Genomic DNA, 17,779 nt, shown 5'->3' with positions numbered 1-17,779 from the left:
GTGCAAATGAAAGATAAACCTCCATTAAATACGTTAATGAATAATGCACTTACTTAGTATAAAAATAATGCACTTACTTAGTATAAAAATAATGCACTTACTTAGTATAAATTAGATAATAATCCGACTGTTCTACTCCACGATTTCGATAGGAGTACCAAGTATCACCGCATCCATAATTCCATCCATCTCATCATTGGCAACAGCGATACAACCATCTGTCCAATCACGTCGTTGATTAAATAATGCCAAATACCCAAAGCCATTCATTTGGCCATGAATCATGATATCGCCACCCGGATTGACCCCTAATGACTGCGCTCGCGCCTTGTCTTCATCATTGGGATAGCTAATATGAATAGAGCGATACGCAATGGAATTTTCATTCTTATAATCTAATGTATAAACCCCAACTGGCGTACGCTGATCACCTTCTTGTTGCTTATGACCTGTTGGACTGCTCCCTAGCGCAATACGATACGACCTAATAACTTTACCATCGCTCATCAGTTTTAAGATACGATCTGATTTGTCGACAAAGACTCGATCAATGACTGACGACGCAGGAATGAGGTTTTTGGGTTTTGAGGTGCTTTTGACATAAGCAATAGCGCTGGTGCTGACAATGGCAGCAAGACTAAGAACAATAGTAATAGGCAGCCAAGGCATACGCTGCTCATTTGATGAGTAAGATTTTTTATAAAAAAATAGCATAGGCTTTGATTCCCATAATTAATTTTTTGTCATTAATCATATGTATCAAAGTACTATGCCAGATTCTGTAGATACGTTTTGTGCAAAAGTGATGAATCACTCACGAGACTGTTACACCATGCGAATCGCACCATCTAAGCGAATAACTTCACCATTTAGATAAGCATTATCGATGATATGAGTCACCAATTTGGCAAACTCATTGGGATCGCCCAAACGTTTAGGATATGGCACGCCTGCTTCTAACTGTTCGCGTGCCTTTTCAGGAATACTGTCCATCATCGGCGTAGCAAAGACACCTGGTGCGATAGTCATCACGCGGATGCCATGACGTGCCAGCTCGCGAGCAAGTGGCAAGGTCAGACCAACCACGCCTGCCTTGGACGAAGAATAGCTGGCTTGACCTACTTGACCGTCAAAGGCAGCGATAGAGGCTGTATTAATAATAATACCTTGATCTACATTCTTCTCTACATGGTCGCCTGCACTACCATCACTCGCTATGCGCTTGGCAATGCTAGCAGCGACCAAACGGGCAACGTTAAATGAGCCGACCAGATTGATATTGACCCCACGGCTAAATGCCTCAAGGTCTGCCGGATTGTTATCACGATCCAGTAGCTTTTGTACCACTACGATACCAGCACAGTTGATTGATCCTTGCAGGCCACCGAAAGCTGATTCTGCCATTTCGACCGCTGATTGCACTTCATCACCGTTAGTGATATCACAGCGTACAAAGCGCGCACTATCACCTAACTCGGCGACCAGAGCTTGTCCAGCAGTTTCATTTAAATCAGCGATAACGACGTTGCCACCTTGACCTACAATCGCCCGAGCCACTGATTCGCCCAAACCTGATGCACCGCCTGTGACTAAAAAGCTGTTTTCTTTAACTTGCATGATTATTCCTTTAAATTTTTGCTTCTTATTAGGGCGTGTCCTCAATTCAATCGATAGTCATCTAAATGGGTTACAAATGGCTAAATCTTGCCAAACAGCGTCAAATAGCTGACTAATATCTCGATATTATCTGCGCTATTTTCCTTGTTTGACTGCGATTTATCTCATTTTTATCACCATTTTTAAAATGAGGACACGCCCTAGATATTTTCTATTAAATTTATAGACACTTTACCAATTCACTTATGCAGCAGACAGACTACGCAACAAAAAGCGTTGAATCTTTCCACTCGGCGTTTTCGGCAGTTCTGTCACAAACTCGACCTCACGCGGATACGCATGAGTGGATAGGCGTTTGCGTACCAGCTCTTGGATTTCTTTGGCGATTTGCTCACTGCCTTCGATACCATCTTTTAGTACCACATAAGACTTAATAGTGTGACCGCGCACTTCGTCTGGCACGCCTACTGCCGCAGACTCTGCCACTGCTTCATGCTCTAAGACAGTATTTTCGACATCAGTAGGCCCTACGCGGTAACCTGCGGTAATAATAATGTCATCATCACGGCCTGAGAACCAGTAGCTGCCGTCACTATGACGCTCGACCACGTCGCCTGTCAGATAGTAATCATCCACAAAGGCTTGTTTTTCATTCCAGCTATAACCACGGAAATAAAACGCAGGTGACTGACTGACCACGACCGCTAACTGCCCTTGCTCACCATCAGGCAATACTTGCATGTCATCATCTAATACGACAAGCGTATGCCCCGGTAGCGCCATACCCATCGAGCCAACGGGACTCTCATGTACCAGTGCATGATGTGCACAGCAAGTCATGCCCGTTTCTGTTTGCCCATATTGGTCTTTGACTTGGCATGCTAGATAGGTTTCAACCCAGTTGACCACTTCAGTGTTCAATGTCTCCCCTGCTGAGTTGGCACAGCGTAAAGACAGCTTGACATCGTCATGAGTCTCTTCATTAACACTATCAAACACACCACTAGATTTCATCATTCGAAATGCCGTTGGTGAAGAGGCCAAATTGGTAATTTTGTGACGCACCATAAACTCACGGGTATTGGTCGCGTCAAATCCTGCTTCATTAAAATAAGTGGTGATACCCAGTAGCAAAGGCCCTGTGATGGCATAGTACAAGCCATACGCCCAGCCTGGATCTGCCATGTTCCAATACTGATCATCTTCACGTAGGTCAATGGCGTAACGCATATATAAGTAAAAGGCAGGTAACGCAGCCAATGGAACGCTGACGCCTTTTGATTTACCAACCGTACCAGAGGTAAACATTTGCAAAAATGGCGCATCCGTATCGAGGATCACGGGTTCGAGCGTTTGCGACTGTGCTGCCATAGACTGGCTATAGTGATCGTCACCCCATGTCTGGGCATCTTCCACACTGCCGACCAATACCATTTTGGTTTGCTCAGCCAAATCTTCAAACTTGCCGCGATTTTCTAAATTAGTAAAAACAACTCTGGTATTAGCCTTGTCCATTCGATACTTAATCGAATCATAACCAAAGGCAGTAAATAGCGGCTGATAAACTGCGCCAATCCGCCAAGTTGCTAGTACAACGGTGAGTAATTCAGGTGTACGCGGTAGCATGGTCGCGACTTGGTCACCGACTTGTACGCCATAAGACAATAGTAAGTTAGCGACTTGCGCACTCGCCGCATCTAGCTCAGCAAAGCTCATACGAGTCACGTTGCCGGAGGTATCTTCATGCACTAGCGCAATGTTATCATCGCGACCGTCACGTACATGACGACCACAGCATGCCATATAGGCATTCAACCGATCGTCTACCTGCGTGCCAAAGATTTCTGACAGCAGCGCATTCATGTCGAAGTTATTATAATAATCGGTATAGTTTTTTGGTGTGATGGTAGCGTCTACATCAACGATCGTAGGAGTTTGAAAGGCGGTGTTCATAAGCTAATCCTTTAGCAATAGCAGATAACTGGTAAAATGGTGGTTATGATTGTAAAACGGTCACATCCTATAGACCGTTTAATATCTTCGTATTTATCATGCTCTATTAGTATAGTCAATTCCACCTAAAAGTGTTATAAATTAATTATCAAATCCAATTGTTATTATAAAGACCATGACTTACTCACTAGATTTTCGCAAACAGGTACTAAAAAGCTTAGACGAGGGTATGACCTTTGCCGAGGCGGCTGAGTTTTATAATCTGAGCCCAACCACCATACAGAACTGGAAGCGGCGTGTTCATAGTAAAACAACCAGGCAAACCAAGCCCTATAAAATACCAGATGATGTGCTACTTAATGATGTCAAAGAGTATCCCGATGATTACCAGTATGAGCGAGCTCGTCGTCTAAACTGTAGTAAAACAGGCATTTATCATGCCCTAAAGCGCCTAGGCATCAGTCAAAAAAAAGACCTTAGAACATCCAAAAGCCTGTCCAATCAAAAGAGCGATATATCACAGTAAGCTTGATACTTTTAAACAACAAGGCTATCCCATCGTTTATATGGATGAAAGTGGCTTTGAGCACGAGACCATTCGCTCTCATGGTTATGCACCGATTGGTAAACCCTGTATCGATAGCTACAACTGGCAAGGTAAAAAGCGAACCAACGTTATCGGTGCTCTCTATGAAAAGATGCTGTTTGCACTAGATTACTTTAAGCACAACATTAACAGCCGCATATTCTACGAATGGTGCAAACACAAGCTGATCCCAAGTCTTAAAACAAAATGCGTGATTGTGATGGATAATGCCAGATTTCATAAGAAGAAGCGCATTCAAAAGCTACTGAACAGGCATGGTCATCGTATTCTATGGCTGCCACCGTACAGCCCTGACTTGAACCCTATTGAAAAAAAATGGGCACAAGTAAAGTTTCTACGCCAAGGCTGGTTGGAAAACGACTTATCCAAGTTGTTTTATGATGTTTGTCCTAACCATAACAATTTTATTTTGAACTGACTATAACGCATTTCTACGTTTATTTCAATACATAACGTATCATTTTTATTTTATAGAAATAAAGATAATCTATAACTAATTATCATTAATTCGCTATAAGTCCGCGAAGACACCTACAATCAATAGCCAAAGTACTGCCACATATTTTCAATTTCCTATTAAAGAATTAACACCTCAATATTATTATCTACAACCTCAACTTAAACATCAGCTCTTAAAAACCCTAATAAGGCTTTTTCTTCACAGCTTTGGTATTTTTTGGTTCGACCACGACGTGCTTGTTTGTAAGTCTCAAAGAACTGCCCTTCCAAAAAACGCTCAATGACAATGGGATGAATATAAGAGGCACGGCAGACGGTTGGTGTGTTGCCTAGCTCTGCTGCCACGCTTTTCACCATATCAGTGACTAATTGCTGTCGCTCAGCGCTTTCTGGCGCACTGGCTAGTATGCTAGCGCCTGCAGTCGTTTGTAGCTCATCATATAGGTAGCTTGCTGCGAGTACACTGGCCATCCATGTACGAAAATCCTTTGCACTGTACAGCTTACTTTCGCAGTCCATGCCGCACGTATGCATCCGTAAGTAGTCATTGATATCGCTACTGTCGACGACTTGCTTATGTCCATCGTCATCTAAATATTTGAATATCTGATAGCCTGGTAGTTCAGAGCAGGCTTGTACGATGTCAATCAATCGCTCATCTTGCAGCTCAATGTGGTGTTCTTTTGCGCTTTTTCCGACGAAATCAAACGCCAGTCCATTGTCGGTTTCACTAACATGCTTGCTGCGTAGCGTACTCAGACCATAGCTTTTATTTTGCTTAGCGTAGCGGCTATTGCCAATACGAATCAAAGTGGTCTCTAGCAATTTAACAACGGCAGCAAGCACATTGGTGCGTGACAACGATTCTGCTTCCAAATCTGTCTCGACCTGCGCGCGTAAATTGGGCAGCGCCTCTGCAAACCCTATCATCGCATCAAACTTTGCTTGGTCACGAATATTGTTCCATGACGGATGATACAGATACTGCTTGCGAGATTTTTCGTCTCGCCCTGTTGATTGTAGATGGCCTCTTTCGTCTTTGCATATCCACACCTCTGACCACATGGGCGGTATCACCAACGCATCAAAACGCTGACGCAATGCTCTGTCTTTTACCGTGTTACCCGTTGCATCACGATAAGTAAAGCCGCGACCCCAACGTCTACGCTCGTAGCCTGGTTCATTGTCACTCACATAACGCAAATTAGCGCGGCGTGCGAGATGCTCGTAATCATGACGCACATCTTTGGTCATTGTCTGCTGGCTAGTCTGTAATTTTGCCTTTGTCATAAACCTGTATACCTTTGAGAATTCATGGTTTTAGCATAATTAATGACGGTAGTTTTTGCTGTTTATTTGGCACAGACAAAGTGTAATGCTGTGTAAAAGTAAGCGAATGGCAGGGTTCTCAACCATTGAATTTTAGGTCATAATTTAATGGCTATCAAAACTTAAGTTGAGTAAAACACAATTAAAAACACTTCTATCACAATAGCACCACTCTCTAAAGCCGACTATGACTTTTGGTTGATATTGTGGCAAGACTATCTAACATTTTATGAGACCAGTTTGCCAATGAGCACGATTGATACAACATGGCGCAACTTGATAAATAATGACGTCGCTACCTATGGAATTGGGGCGTGGAAGGATGATATTTTGGTAGGTTTTACTCATGTAGTAATACATCTAACGACTTGGAGTAGTACGGCATGTTGTTATCTACAAGATCTCTATGTCAATGAGTCTGTACGTGGAAAGGGTATCGGACGGGTATTAATTGAAGCGGTATACAACTTTGCTGATGAAAAAGGCTGTAATCACGTTTATTGGAAAACTCAAGAAAGTAATGCTGATGCACGCCAACTGTATGACAAAGTCGCAAGCTTAACGGACATGGTGCAGTACCGTAAAAACTTATAGTTTTTTATAGTTCAGAAATAAAAAACGCCAAGCATAAAATACTTGGCGTTTTTCGTTTTGATACTGCTATAACTTAGAAGTCGTTATTTACCGTATACACATAAGTAAGCGGTTTCGACGTCTACTTTTACCTGAAACTTTTGGTTAGCTTCAACGGTGAACTGCTCGCCAGCATTAAACGTTTGCCACTCATCACTCTCTGGTAATTTTACGGTCAATGCACCGCTCACCACGCTCATGGTTTCAAATTCACTGGTGCCAAACTCATACTCACCAATTTCCATGACGCCGACAGTCGCAGGCTTGGTAGCCGTTTGAAAAGCAATAGAAGTCACTTTATCATCAAAATAATTATTAACGCTTGGCATAATTTTCCTTAATTAAATATTGATTACTATTTCAATTAGTTACTATTTTAAAACGGCTGCTTATTTAAAACAGCCTTTTACAGTCCTGCTTTTAGACTCGCTTCGATGAACTGATCGAGGTCACCATCTAGCACCGCACCAGTGTTAAAAGTTTCAACGCCCGTACGCAAGTCTTTGATACGTGAGTCATCGAGCACGTATGAGCGAATTTGACTGCCCCAGCCGACGTCAGACTTGCCATCTTCTACCGCTTGCTGCGATTCCATACGTTTTTGCATTTCCAGCTCATAGAGCTTAGCACGTAGCATTTTCATCGCCGTGGCTTTGTTACCATGTTGACTACGCTCATTCTGACAGGTCACTACCACACCTGATGGCTCATGGGTAATACGTACCGCAGAATCTGTCGTGTTTACGTGCTGACCACCCGCCCCAGATGAACGATAGGTATCGATACGCAAGTCAGCTGGATTGATATCAATCTCGACGTTGTCATCGATTTCAGGTGAGACAAATACCGCTGCAAACGAGGTATGACGACCATTGTTACTATCAAATGGTGACTTACGTACCAAACGGTGAACACCAATCTCAGTACGCAACCAACCAAACGCATAATCGCCTTTGATCTCAATGGTTGCCGACTTAATACCAGCCACGCTACCTGATGACACTTCAATCACATCTACTTTGAAGCCATGTGCTTCTGCCCAGCGTGTATACATGCGCAGCAGCATTTCAGCCCAATCTTGCGCTTCAGTACCGCCACTGCCTGACTGAATATCCAAGTAGCAGTTATTTGGATCCATCTCACCGCTAAACATTCGGCGGAATTCTAAATCAGCAACACGTTTCTCAGCGCTATCTAGCTCGCTCTGCACATCGGCTAGCAATGACTCATCTTCTGCTTCGACTGCCAACTCTAGCATGGCAGACGCATCTTCTAATGTCGTCTCAAGTGACACTACCACATCGATGACACCATCAAGGTGACTTTTTTCTTTATTAATCTTGGTCGCGCGCTCTGGATCATTCCATAGCTCGGGGTTTTCTAACTCTAAATTAACTTCTTCTAAGCGTTCTTGCTTACCATCGAAGTCAAAGATACCTCCGCAAATCCTGCCCACGCTCTGATAAATCTTTAATTTGCTCTTGATACGGATTGATTTCCATAAATGTTCCTGTTTTTCTAATAAAATAAATAACGCATGTGGCGCTATTTTAAATGAGATTGAGGCTAAATGGTTCGCTAATTATCGCTATTGCTAATGTTGCTACTATTACTGGATTGGACAGCTTATATTGACCAATCTTCTACTGCCCAGCGATGCGCCAGAGCATGCGCATGAAGCGCGTCATCAGGTGACACGCAAACGGCCACATCTGCCCATTCGAGCAATGGGATGTCGTTCTTAGAATCTGAATACGCGTAAGTTTTTTCAAAGGTGATGCCAGAGGCTTGCTGTTTATTTAGCCATTTATCTAAATGGTATATTTTGCCCGCTTGGAAGTTTGGTCTGTCAGTTAGCTTACCTGTATAGCGATTGTCTTTGATCTCTAATGGCGTTGCCAATACATTGGCTTCTTCCACGCCAAAACGCTTGGCAATAGCCGATACCACAAAATCATTGGTCGCAGAAATAATCACCACATCGTGCCCTTGCTCAATATGCTGACACAATGCTTCCATCGCTTTTGGGCGAATATGTGGCTCGATTTCGCTTTTGATATAGTCTTCTCTTAGCTCATCAAGTCTATCAAGCGGCAGACTGCTTAAAAACTGCGCAACGAATTCATTGTACTCTGTCGCGTCTAGCGTACCTTCGATATAGTCATTATAAAACTTCTGATTGGCAGTGCGGTACTGCGCCTCATCGACAAGGTCATGCTTTACGATATACTCGCCCCAGAGATAATCGCTATCGACATCAAGTAATGTATGATCTAAATCAAATAATGCCAGTTGTTTTTGTTGTATTTGTGCTTGATTTGCCTGCATGGTGAGACCTTATCGTTGGTTGCGAAAAAATATGAATCGTTTAATAAAATTGGGTACGTTATGCATTAAGGCTGACCGTATCACTTAAACAGCATGTAAATGACATAAGCTTATACCTTGTAATTTATCTTTTTAGAATTGCTTAAACCATTTACCTTTAGTCAGGCATCGCTATTTCTGTTAAGCCTGTTTTAAACTTTTGGCAACGCTCAGCATAATGTAGCGCTGACATTTTTAGCATCGCTGCTTGCTCATCTGTCAGCGTCTTGACCACTTTTGCAGGCGCGCCCATCACTAGCGAGTTATCAGGAATAACCTGACCTTCAGTAATTAAGGCTTTCGCCCCTATCAGACAGTTTTTACCGATTTTGACATTGTTAAGTACCACAGCGCCAATGCCAATCAAGCTATTATCACCGACTTCACAGCCATGTAACATAGCCAGATGACCGATAGTCACGTAATTACCGATTTTCACCTCAATACCCGCATCGGTGTGAATCACACTGTTTTCCTGCACATTACTATAGTCACCGATATGGATACGATCGTTGTCACCGCGTATCACTGCACCGAACCAAATATTGGCCTGATGACCTAAATACACATCGCCCATCACTTGCGCCGAGTCTGCTACCCAGCCATTGAATGGTGCGGCAAACTCTGGGGTTTTGTCTAAATACTGATAAATCATAACGACTCCTTGTCATCTTCATTATTGTCATAACAAACGATTATAAAAATTAGGTCTAGGGCTGCGCCGTCCATTGTGGCAAAGCCAACTGCGAAAATCCAGCGCTATTAATATACGCTGGATGTCGAATTCGATAAAAGAGAAAGGAGTTAATATCCGCTTAGGCTATTTTATAAAGTCAATATCTTTATGAAGTCCTCATTATTAGCCATGAAATGACTATTAACCCAGTAAATCGGCTAGCTATAACCGTCTATTTTGTATATAATACGCAAAATCTGTGCCTAAGCGAGCGGACATGATGCAAGTTACCTATTCACTATCTAGTGGGTTTTGTAGTTTTCATCAATAATGTCTTCTCGCTTTTTTGTGGAAAATTTTTGTGTATCGCCCTTTTTTTACTTTTATATGACAACAGTCAAATGCCGTAAATAAAAGGATACGGAGCAATTTTAGACCAACAAAACACGATGGCACTCACCAATAACAGCGGAGGCAATCCTTGAATTCATCGGCAGAAATACAAGCAATTTTGGCACTAGCAGACGGTACAATCTTTCGCGGTGTCAGTATCGGCAGCCTAGGTCATCGTATTGGTGAAGTGGTATTTAACACAGCCATGACAGGGTATCAAGAAATCCTAACCGATCCAAGTTATGCCCGCCAGCTGGTGACTTTGACTTACCCTCACATCGGTAATACAGGCACCAATAGCGAGGACACAGAATCTGGCAATGGTCACAAAATATGGGCAGACGGTCTTATCATCCGTGATGCCACCATGGCAACCTCTAACTTCCGTAACTCAGAGTCACTTAGCGACTATCTACAACGTAACGAAACAGTGGCTATCGCTGAAATTGATACCCGTCAGCTAACACGTCTATTACGTGATAAAGGTGCACAGAACGGCTGTATCATGACTGCCTCAAACGGCGAGACTATCAGTAGCGACGATGAGCAAAAAGCGATTGAGTTAGCAAAAGGCTTTGCAGGTCTAAAAGGCATGGACTTGGCAAAAGAATGCTGTACTAAAGAGAACTTCGAGTGGACAGCAGGCACATGGGATCTATCAGACACCCTACTCAACCGTGATATTCATGGTAGTCATGATAGCGGTACTGGCGGCTTCTTTAAGCAACTTGGCACTCATATCGATTCTAAATACAACGTCGTTGCTTATGACTTCGGTAGCAAAACAAACATCCTGCGCATGCTCGTCGACCGCGGTTGTCACGTGACGGTTGTACCAGCACAGACCCCTATCGCAGACGTGCTAGCGATGAATCCAGATGGCATCTTCTTATCAAACGGCCCTGGTGATCCTGCAGCTTGTGATTACGCTATCGATGCGGTACGTCACATCATTGAACAAACTGACGTCCCAACGTTTGGCATCTGCTTAGGCCATCAGCTGATTGGTCTAGCAAGCGGCGCAAATACCATCAAAATGAAAACTGGCCATCATGGTGCCAACCATCCAGTACAAGACTTAGCGACTGGTACGGTTATGATTACCAGTCAGAACCATGGTTTTGCGGTTGATGAAGACACGTTACCTGACAACGTTAAATCTACTCATCGCTCACTGTTTGATGGTACTAACCAAGGTATCGAGCTAACCGATAAGCCTGTATTTAGCTTCCAAGGTCACCCAGAAGCCAGCCCTGGTCCACATGACTGCGCGCCATTGTTTGATAAGTTTGCGGATATGATGGAAGCGTCTAAAACTGCCCAAGCGTAAACGGTTGATTATAACTACATAATAAGTAAACGCTTGAATCGTCCATAGCGGTTCAAGCGACACTAACTAAAGCACTGCAAGCATAAAACGCCATGAGCGTTATCAAAAATAAAGATTACTCAAATTATCACCCAAACGAAGGTAGCTCTAACTATGCCAAAACGTACCGACATAAAAAGCATTCTTATCATTGGCGCAGGCCCTATCGTCATCGGCCAAGCATGTGAGTTTGACTATTCAGGCGCGCAGGCGTGTAAAGCGCTAAAAGAAGAAGGCTACCGCGTCATCTTGGTCAACTCAAACCCTGCGACCATCATGACCGACCCTGTCATGGCTGACGCGACCTATATCGAGCCGATTACTTGGCAAACCGTTGAGCAAATCATTGCCAAAGAACGTCCAGATGCAATCTTGCCAACAATGGGCGGACAGACAGCACTAAACTGTGCGCTAGAGCTGGACAAGCACGGTGTATTGACTAAGTATAACTGTGAATTGATTGGCGCGACCAAAGACTCAATCGAGATGGCAGAAGACCGCAACTTGTTTGATAAAGCCATGAAGCGTATTGGCCTTGAGTGCCCTCGCGCTGAAACGGCTGAAACCATGGAAGAAGCCTTTGCGACTCAAGAAAAAATGGGCTATCCGTGTATTATTCGTCCATCATTCACGATGGGTGGTTCAGGCGGCGGTATCGCCTATAACCGCGATGAGTTCATTGAAATCTGTGAGCGCGGTTTTGATTTGTCTCCAAACCATCAATTATTGATCGATGAATCATTGATTGGTTGGAAAGAATACGAGATGGAAGTGGTTCGTGACAAAAACGACAACTGCATCATCATCTGCGCTATCGAAAACTTTGACCCAATGGGCGTGCATACCGGTGACTCAATCACCGTTGCGCCAGCACAGACCTTGACGGACAAAGAATACCAAATCATGCGTAATGCGTCATTAGCAGTACTGCGTGAGATCGGTGTAGAAACTGGCGGCTCAAACGTACAGTTCGGTATCAACCCTGATACTGGTCGCATGGTCGTCATCGAGATGAACCCACGCGTGTCACGCTCGTCTGCCCTTGCCTCAAAAGCCACTGGCTTCCCGATTGCCAAAATCGCAGCGAAACTGGCCATTGGTTACACGCTAGACGAATTGCAAAACGACATCACTGGTGGCAAAACGCCAGCCAGTTTTGAGCCTGCACTTGATTATGTCGTGACCAAGATACCTCGTTTTAACTTCGAAAAATTCCCACAAGCAGACAACATCCTATCGACTCAGATGAAATCGGTCGGTGAAGTGATGGCGATTGGTCGTAACTTCCAAGAGTCTATGCAAAAAGCATTGCGCGGTATGGAAACAGGTGCGGATGGCTTTGACGAGCAAATTGACTTGTCAAAAGTAAGTGCCGAAAAAGCGCGTAGCGAAATCATCAACCGCCTAACCATTCCAACACCTGAGCGTATCTACTACGTTGCTGATGCCTTCCGCGTCGGTATGAGTGTCGATGAAGTGTTTAATTTTACCAAGATTGACCCATGGTTCTTGGTACAGATCGAAGATATCGTTAAAACAGAAGCTACCGTAAAATCACTGGGTTTTGGCGGATTGAACGAGAAAAATCTACGCAGCTTTAAACGTAAAGGTTTATCAGATTTGCGTTTGGCTAAATTGCTTGGCATCTCACAAAAGCAACTTCGTAAAAAGCGTTGGGATCTAAACGTCTATCCAGTCTATAAGCGTGTCGATACCTGTGCCGCAGAGTTTGCTACTAGTACGGCTTATATGTACTCGACGTACGATAGCGAATGTGAAGCGAACCCAACAGACAAAAAGAAGATCATGGTTATCGGTGGCGGTCCTAACCGTATCGGCCAAGGTATCGAGTTTGATTACTGCTGTGTACACGCAGCGCTTGCCATGCGTGAAGATGGTTACGAGACCATCATGGTCAACTGTAACCCTGAAACGGTTTCAACCGATTATGATACTTCTGACCGTTTATACTTTGAGCCAATCACGTTAGAAGACGTGCTAGAGATTGTTCGTATCGAAAATCCTGATGGCGTGATTGTACAGTTCGGTGGTCAAACGCCATTGAAACTTGCTCGTGCACTAGAGTCAGCAGGCGTCAAAATCATCGGTACTAGCCCAGATGCAATCGACCGTGCCGAAGACCGTGAGCGCTTCCAGCATATGATTCAGCAGCTAAACCTAGTACAGCCATCAAACGCTCTAGCAACCAGCTTAGAAGACGGTTTGGTTAAAGCAAAAGACGTAGGCTATCCATTGGTTGTACGTCCATCTTATGTATTAGGTGGCCGCGCGATGGAAATCGTCTATAACGAAGACGAGCTAAGACACTATCTACGTACTGCGGTACAAGCATCGAATGAAGCACCTGTCCTACTAGATCGTTTCTTAGATGATGCTATCGAAGTTGACGTAGACTGTGTATGTGATGGTACTGATGTCGTTATCGGCGGTATCATGCAACATATTGAACAGGCTGGCGTTCACTCAGGTGACTCAGCATGCTCACTGCCACCATACTCACTGTCTAAAGAGTTATGTGACGTGATGCGCGCACAGACAGTTGCTATGGCAAAAGAGCTAGGCGTTATCGGTCTAATGAACGTACAGTTCGCAGTAAAAGGCGAAACCGTATATATCCTAGAAGTGAACCCACGTGCTGCACGTACAGTACCGTTCGTCTCTAAGTGTATCGGTACTTCTTTAGCACAGGTTGCTGCGCGCTGTATGGCTGGTACTTCGCTTAAAGATCAAGGCTTTACCACTGAGATTGTTCCAGCATTCTATGCGGTCAAAGAAGCGGTATTCCCATTCGCTAAGTTTCCAGGTGTTGACCCAATCTTGAGTCCTGAGATGAAATCAACGGGCGAAGTTATGGGCGTGGGCAAAACCTTTGGCGAAGCATTCTACAAGGCCATTATCGGTAGTAATGAGCGTCTGCCAGGTCTACCAACTGAAGGCGAGACAAAAACCGTCTTTATCTCAGTTCGTGACAGCGACAAAGCCCAAATTGCTCCGATTGCTCGTCAGCTTGCAGACTTTGGCTTTAAGATTGTCTCGACCACTGGCACGCAAAAAGTACTAAGCGAGGCTGGTATCGAAAGTCAGCAAATCAACAAGGTTACTGAAGGTCGCCCGCATATCGTTGATGCCTTGAAAAATGGCAAAATCGACCTTATCATCAATACAACTGAAGGTAAGCAAGCTCAAGAGGATTCGTTCTCTATTCGCCGCAGTGCGCTACAGGGCAAAGTATTCTACGTCACCACGTTAGGTGCCGCTGATGCCGTCTGCAAATCTTACGCGATTGACTTACCGTTTGATGTCTATAAGTTACAAGATTTGCATGAGCAAGCAAAGTCTATTGACGTGGCTGAATAATTTCAGTAGATTAAGCATAACCGTTAGGCTTGCCTAAAAGCTCACTCAAGTATCGTTGTTTGCTTTAAATATAGCCAACCATGCTTGAGGAACGATACCTTTACCGTGATAGACCTAAAAAGCATAGTGGCTAAATTGCGACTATGCTTTTTATTACGTAAGCTTAAGTGCGCCTATGCTTGAATTGAGGTGAGATACACTCATAAATGATAGCCAACTTATTCATTACATCGTCTTAATTATCACTCTTTTATATTTTATATCCATTGCAACAACACTGACACCATCTCATTATGAGGTGGTGTGGTGTTATTGGTTTAAGGAAAAAACATGCAACGTTACCCAATGACTCCGCAAGGACACGCGGCTCTAGAAGCCGAATTAAAACAGCTAAAAAGTGTCGACCGTCCACGTATCACAGCATCGATTGCTGAAGCACGCGAACACGGCGATTTGAAAGAAAATGCTGAATACCATGCTGCCCGCGAGCAACAAGGTTTTTGTGAAGCACGTATTCGTGACATCGAAGCCAAACTTGGTGGCGCTCAAGTCATCGATCCTTCGACACTGCCAAAAGAAGGCCGTATCGTGTTTGGCGTCAGCGTCGTGATCGAAAACATGGACACCGAAGAAGAAAAACAGTACAAAATCGTCGGCGATGATGAGGCTGACTTTAAAGCTGGCAAAATCTCAGTCAACTCACCAATTGCTCGTGGTCTGATTGGTAAGTTCGAAGGCGACGAAGTGCGCATCGAAACGCCAAAAGGCGTGGTTGAATATGAAGTCATGAAAGTTATCTACGACTAATAGCTACATTGCGTTCTAATCTATAAATTTGATATTCTCAAAGATAGACAGTTTGAGAAATGACTTTTAGATAGCAGCTTCGATGACAATGATTGCGACTGGCTACTTTGTTATGCGACTCCATAGATGAAAGCTGTACTACACATAGATAGCATTTATACCGTTTCGGTTACACAATGCTGCTTTTATCCATGATTTGTTTTGGCGCATAATTATTTGAGTTTGAGTGCACCACAGCTTTAATATTAAGTTTATTCAATAAGAAATATTTAAGATTGAATAGCTTTTATACAAGTGAGTATTGCGGCGCTTTTACTAAAAATAATGATGGTCTGATCGCAAACATAGGCTAATATCAGCACTACTACCCTCGTTATTTGGCATATTTTTCGGTGTCATTTAGCGGGGGTTTTGTTTATCTAAGCATTATCTATTGTTGTATTACTTATTATTATTTTTGAGGAGTCTTTTATGATTATGAACGATGGTTTTCAAGCATCAACTGCTAAAACAACTATGGCAAAAAATGCAGCTATGTCTGCATTACTAGCAGGTATCATGTTGGCCGCATCATCAGCCAATGCTGCCCCTGAGATTGCCATTAGCTCATCTGCGAGCGGTAGCACCACGGTGGTCGAGCAATACTCTGATGGCAAAACTGCTACTATTACGGCAACGCCAAACGGTATCACCATGCAAGATGGCATGCCGTACGCGGTAACTCAGGTGACCACTGTGCCACGCTATGTCGTGCGTCAGTCTCCTATTGTCCAAGGTACGACGACCGTTACTAGCGTACCAGTGACTAACTCTATTACCAATAAGGTCACTAAAGTAGATGTGATTACCACGCCTGCCAGCAGCGTGACGCAAGTACTACCTGTCGCAACCAATGTCACCCCGCCAGTGATTATGCAGCAGCCAGTGACCAATCAAGTAACGACCACGACGACAACTTTGGATACGTTGCAACTGACTCCTACCTTTAGTACGCCTGGCGTGGTCAATGCAAATACCAAAGTCATGAAAATTCTAAAAAATGCTGATGGACGTGAAGTTGCCGTTCCTGCCAATCATATTGCCCCTGGCGATGTGATTGAGTATCACACCACTTATACCAACACCTCAGCACAGCCGGTCAATGACATCAACGCCATGATCTCATTACCAAGTGGCGTCCAGTTAGTCTCGTTGAATAGTCCTCTGCCGACACTTGCTACCACTGGCGGAGACAGCTATCAAACCATTCAGCAAGTTGGCAACACGGTGGTTGTCCAAGAAAACTACTCTGGTCTAAAATGGAACTTGGTGAACTTTGATGCTAATGCGGCCAAAACCGTGGTAATACGTGCCAAGGTTCAATAAAAATTAGGTTATAGCGTATTATTATTGAATAGATACCAGTATATGTAAAAGGTCTTGTGGACTAGCTATCTAGTCAGCAAGACCTTTTTTGTGTCGGTGGCTTGGTTTTGAGTGTGGTAAAGCACTGCTTTAAGCTTAGGATATAAATGCTTGATGCAGTGGCAGAAATAGCTGAGCTTTTAGAGAAGATCATTTTTCTTTATACAGAATAGGCCGATTAATTAGATTATTAAGTTTTGTCATAAAAAAGATAAAACCAAAACCAAAGATTGACGTAGTGAGCACTCTTATCATGTTTTGATCGAACATTAGGTTTTTGGTATCTTCGTAAGTTATTTGCAGATCTTCCTCTGATTCTCTAATGTCTAAGCTGACTAATTGCGGTAAATTATTCGATACGCCTAAAAAATTGGGCTGATAGTACCAACCAACTCTTGCGTACTTGCCAAGCCTAGGTTCAAGGTATGTAGGACCCATACATGACCCAGTATTAATAAAGCCAAATACATTATAGCTACAGCCATAAAGCGTTATTTGTTTAGGATTTTTGATAGATTGCAAGGCTATACTAAATCCCGTATCAGTGATAATGCCTTCACTGTATTGTAGCTCCGACTCCTGCGGAAAGTCTCTACCCTGCCATTCCAAAAAATTGAGTGCAATGAAAAAAGATATAAACGAGACATTTAGAAACGTATCGAACTTTTGAGACGCTGATTTTTCTTTAAATTTTTTGAGCATAAAATTTCTCTAAAAGACCCTTTTATGGAATGTTTGAAAGAATCTATATTTACCCTTAAAAAGTGAATATATTAAGCCACAGAGT

At 43.5% G+C, this 17,779-nt stretch carries 16 protein-coding genes; 7 read left to right on the top strand and 9 right to left on the bottom strand.

Going from position 1 to position 17,779, the window contains the following annotated elements; genetic code table 11:
• Nucleotides 1-132 precede the first annotated feature (132 nt).
• The 3 genes from CXF61_RS03800 to CXF61_RS03790 all read right to left on the bottom strand — a co-directional run bounded on the left by CXF61_RS03800 (nucleotide 133) and on the right by CXF61_RS03790 (nucleotide 3,570).
• Nucleotides 133-714 (bottom strand): L,D-transpeptidase family protein, encoded by a 582-nt coding sequence (locus CXF61_RS03800; RefSeq protein WP_227526588.1) that lies wholly within the window; start codon nucleotides 712-714, stop codon nucleotides 133-135.
• A 111-nt stretch (nucleotides 715-825) separates the two neighbouring features.
• Nucleotides 826-1,617 (bottom strand): SDR family NAD(P)-dependent oxidoreductase, encoded by a 792-nt coding sequence (locus tag CXF61_RS03795; protein WP_165597207.1) that lies wholly within the window; start codon nucleotides 1,615-1,617, stop codon nucleotides 826-828.
• A 243-nt stretch (nucleotides 1,618-1,860) separates the two neighbouring features.
• Nucleotides 1,861-3,570 (bottom strand): AMP-binding protein, encoded by a 1,710-nt coding sequence (locus tag CXF61_RS03790; RefSeq protein WP_165597206.1) that lies wholly within the window; start codon nucleotides 3,568-3,570, stop codon nucleotides 1,861-1,863.
• A 175-nt stretch (nucleotides 3,571-3,745) separates the two neighbouring features.
• Here CXF61_RS03790 and CXF61_RS03785 point away from each other — a divergent pair, with 175 nt between their 5' ends.
• Entirely contained in the window at nucleotides 3,746-4,096 is a 351-nt protein-coding gene (locus CXF61_RS03785) for an IS630 transposase-related protein (RefSeq protein WP_165597205.1), read from the top strand.
• Nucleotides 4,071-4,595 (top strand): IS630 family transposase, encoded by a 525-nt coding sequence (locus tag CXF61_RS03780; protein ID WP_145989807.1) that lies wholly within the window; start codon nucleotides 4,071-4,073, stop codon nucleotides 4,593-4,595. The genes CXF61_RS03785 and CXF61_RS03780 overlap by 26 nt, the downstream gene beginning before the upstream one ends.
• Before the next feature lie 200 nt (nucleotides 4,596-4,795).
• Here CXF61_RS03780 and CXF61_RS03775 read toward each other — a convergent pair whose 3' ends face one another.
• Entirely contained in the window at nucleotides 4,796-5,926 is a 1,131-nt protein-coding gene (locus tag CXF61_RS03775; RefSeq protein WP_165597204.1) for a DNA topoisomerase IB, read from the bottom strand.
• A 237-nt stretch (nucleotides 5,927-6,163) separates the two neighbouring features.
• On the opposite strand from CXF61_RS03775, the gene CXF61_RS03770 reads away from it, so the two are divergent.
• Entirely contained in the window at nucleotides 6,164-6,559 is a 396-nt protein-coding gene (locus tag CXF61_RS03770; protein ID WP_413775323.1) for a GNAT family N-acetyltransferase, read from the top strand.
• A gap of 83 nt (nucleotides 6,560-6,642) precedes the next feature.
• On the opposite strand, the gene CXF61_RS03765 is transcribed toward CXF61_RS03770, so the two are convergent.
• The 4 genes from CXF61_RS03765 to CXF61_RS03750 all read right to left on the bottom strand — a co-directional run bounded on the left by CXF61_RS03765 (nucleotide 6,643) and on the right by CXF61_RS03750 (nucleotide 9,620).
• Nucleotides 6,643-6,927, bottom strand: a complete 285-nt coding sequence (locus tag CXF61_RS03765) for a pyrimidine/purine nucleoside phosphorylase (protein WP_057760713.1) — start codon at nucleotides 6,925-6,927, stop codon at nucleotides 6,643-6,645.
• 77 nt (nucleotides 6,928-7,004) lie between these two features.
• Nucleotides 7,005-8,100, bottom strand: a protein-coding gene (prfB, locus tag CXF61_RS03760) for a peptide chain release factor 2 (RefSeq protein WP_102078362.1) whose coding sequence is annotated in 2 segments (ribosomal slippage) — nucleotides 7,005-8,027 and nucleotides 8,029-8,100 — 1,095 coding nt in all. Because the reading frame shifts where the segments join, the coding sequence is not laid out codon by codon here.
• Nucleotides 8,101-8,224: 124 nt separating this feature from the next.
• On the bottom strand, nucleotides 8,225-8,926 hold the full coding sequence (locus CXF61_RS03755; protein WP_165597202.1) for an HAD family hydrolase: 702 nt from the start codon (nucleotides 8,924-8,926) through the stop codon (nucleotides 8,225-8,227).
• Nucleotides 8,927-9,083: 157 nt separating this feature from the next.
• Entirely contained in the window at nucleotides 9,084-9,620 is a 537-nt protein-coding gene (locus CXF61_RS03750; RefSeq protein WP_102091164.1) for a gamma carbonic anhydrase family protein, read from the bottom strand.
• Between the two features lie 502 nt (nucleotides 9,621-10,122).
• On the opposite strand from CXF61_RS03750, the gene carA reads away from it, so the two are divergent.
• From carA to CXF61_RS03730, 4 genes are all read left to right on the top strand, one after another.
• Complete coding sequence (carA, locus tag CXF61_RS03745) at nucleotides 10,123-11,364, top strand: glutamine-hydrolyzing carbamoyl-phosphate synthase small subunit (protein WP_165597201.1); 1,242 nt, start codon at nucleotides 10,123-10,125, stop codon at nucleotides 11,362-11,364.
• Nucleotides 11,365-11,517: 153 nt separating this feature from the next.
• Nucleotides 11,518-14,781, top strand: coding sequence for a carbamoyl-phosphate synthase large subunit (gene carB / locus CXF61_RS03740; protein WP_165597200.1), 3,264 nt, complete (start codon nucleotides 11,518-11,520; stop codon nucleotides 14,779-14,781).
• A 330-nt stretch (nucleotides 14,782-15,111) separates the two neighbouring features.
• Nucleotides 15,112-15,588 (top strand): transcription elongation factor GreA, encoded by a 477-nt coding sequence (gene greA / locus CXF61_RS03735; RefSeq protein ID WP_057760725.1) that lies wholly within the window; start codon nucleotides 15,112-15,114, stop codon nucleotides 15,586-15,588.
• A 471-nt stretch (nucleotides 15,589-16,059) separates the two neighbouring features.
• A complete protein-coding gene (locus tag CXF61_RS03730) occupies nucleotides 16,060-16,953 on the top strand; it encodes a hypothetical protein (protein WP_227526586.1) in 894 nt (297 codons plus the stop codon).
• 189 nt (nucleotides 16,954-17,142) lie between these two features.
• On the opposite strand, the gene CXF61_RS03725 is transcribed toward CXF61_RS03730, so the two are convergent.
• The gene (locus CXF61_RS03725; protein ID WP_165597199.1) at nucleotides 17,143-17,694 is read right to left on the bottom strand and encodes a hypothetical protein; all 552 of its coding nucleotides are present in this window, start codon (nucleotides 17,692-17,694) and stop codon (nucleotides 17,143-17,145) included.
• Nucleotides 17,695-17,779 lie beyond the last annotated feature (85 nt).

Source organism: Psychrobacter sp. 4Dc (assembly GCF_002836715.1).
GTDB lineage: Bacteria > Pseudomonadota > Gammaproteobacteria > Pseudomonadales > Moraxellaceae > Psychrobacter.
This window is presented reverse-complemented; position numbering and strand designations above follow the sequence as displayed.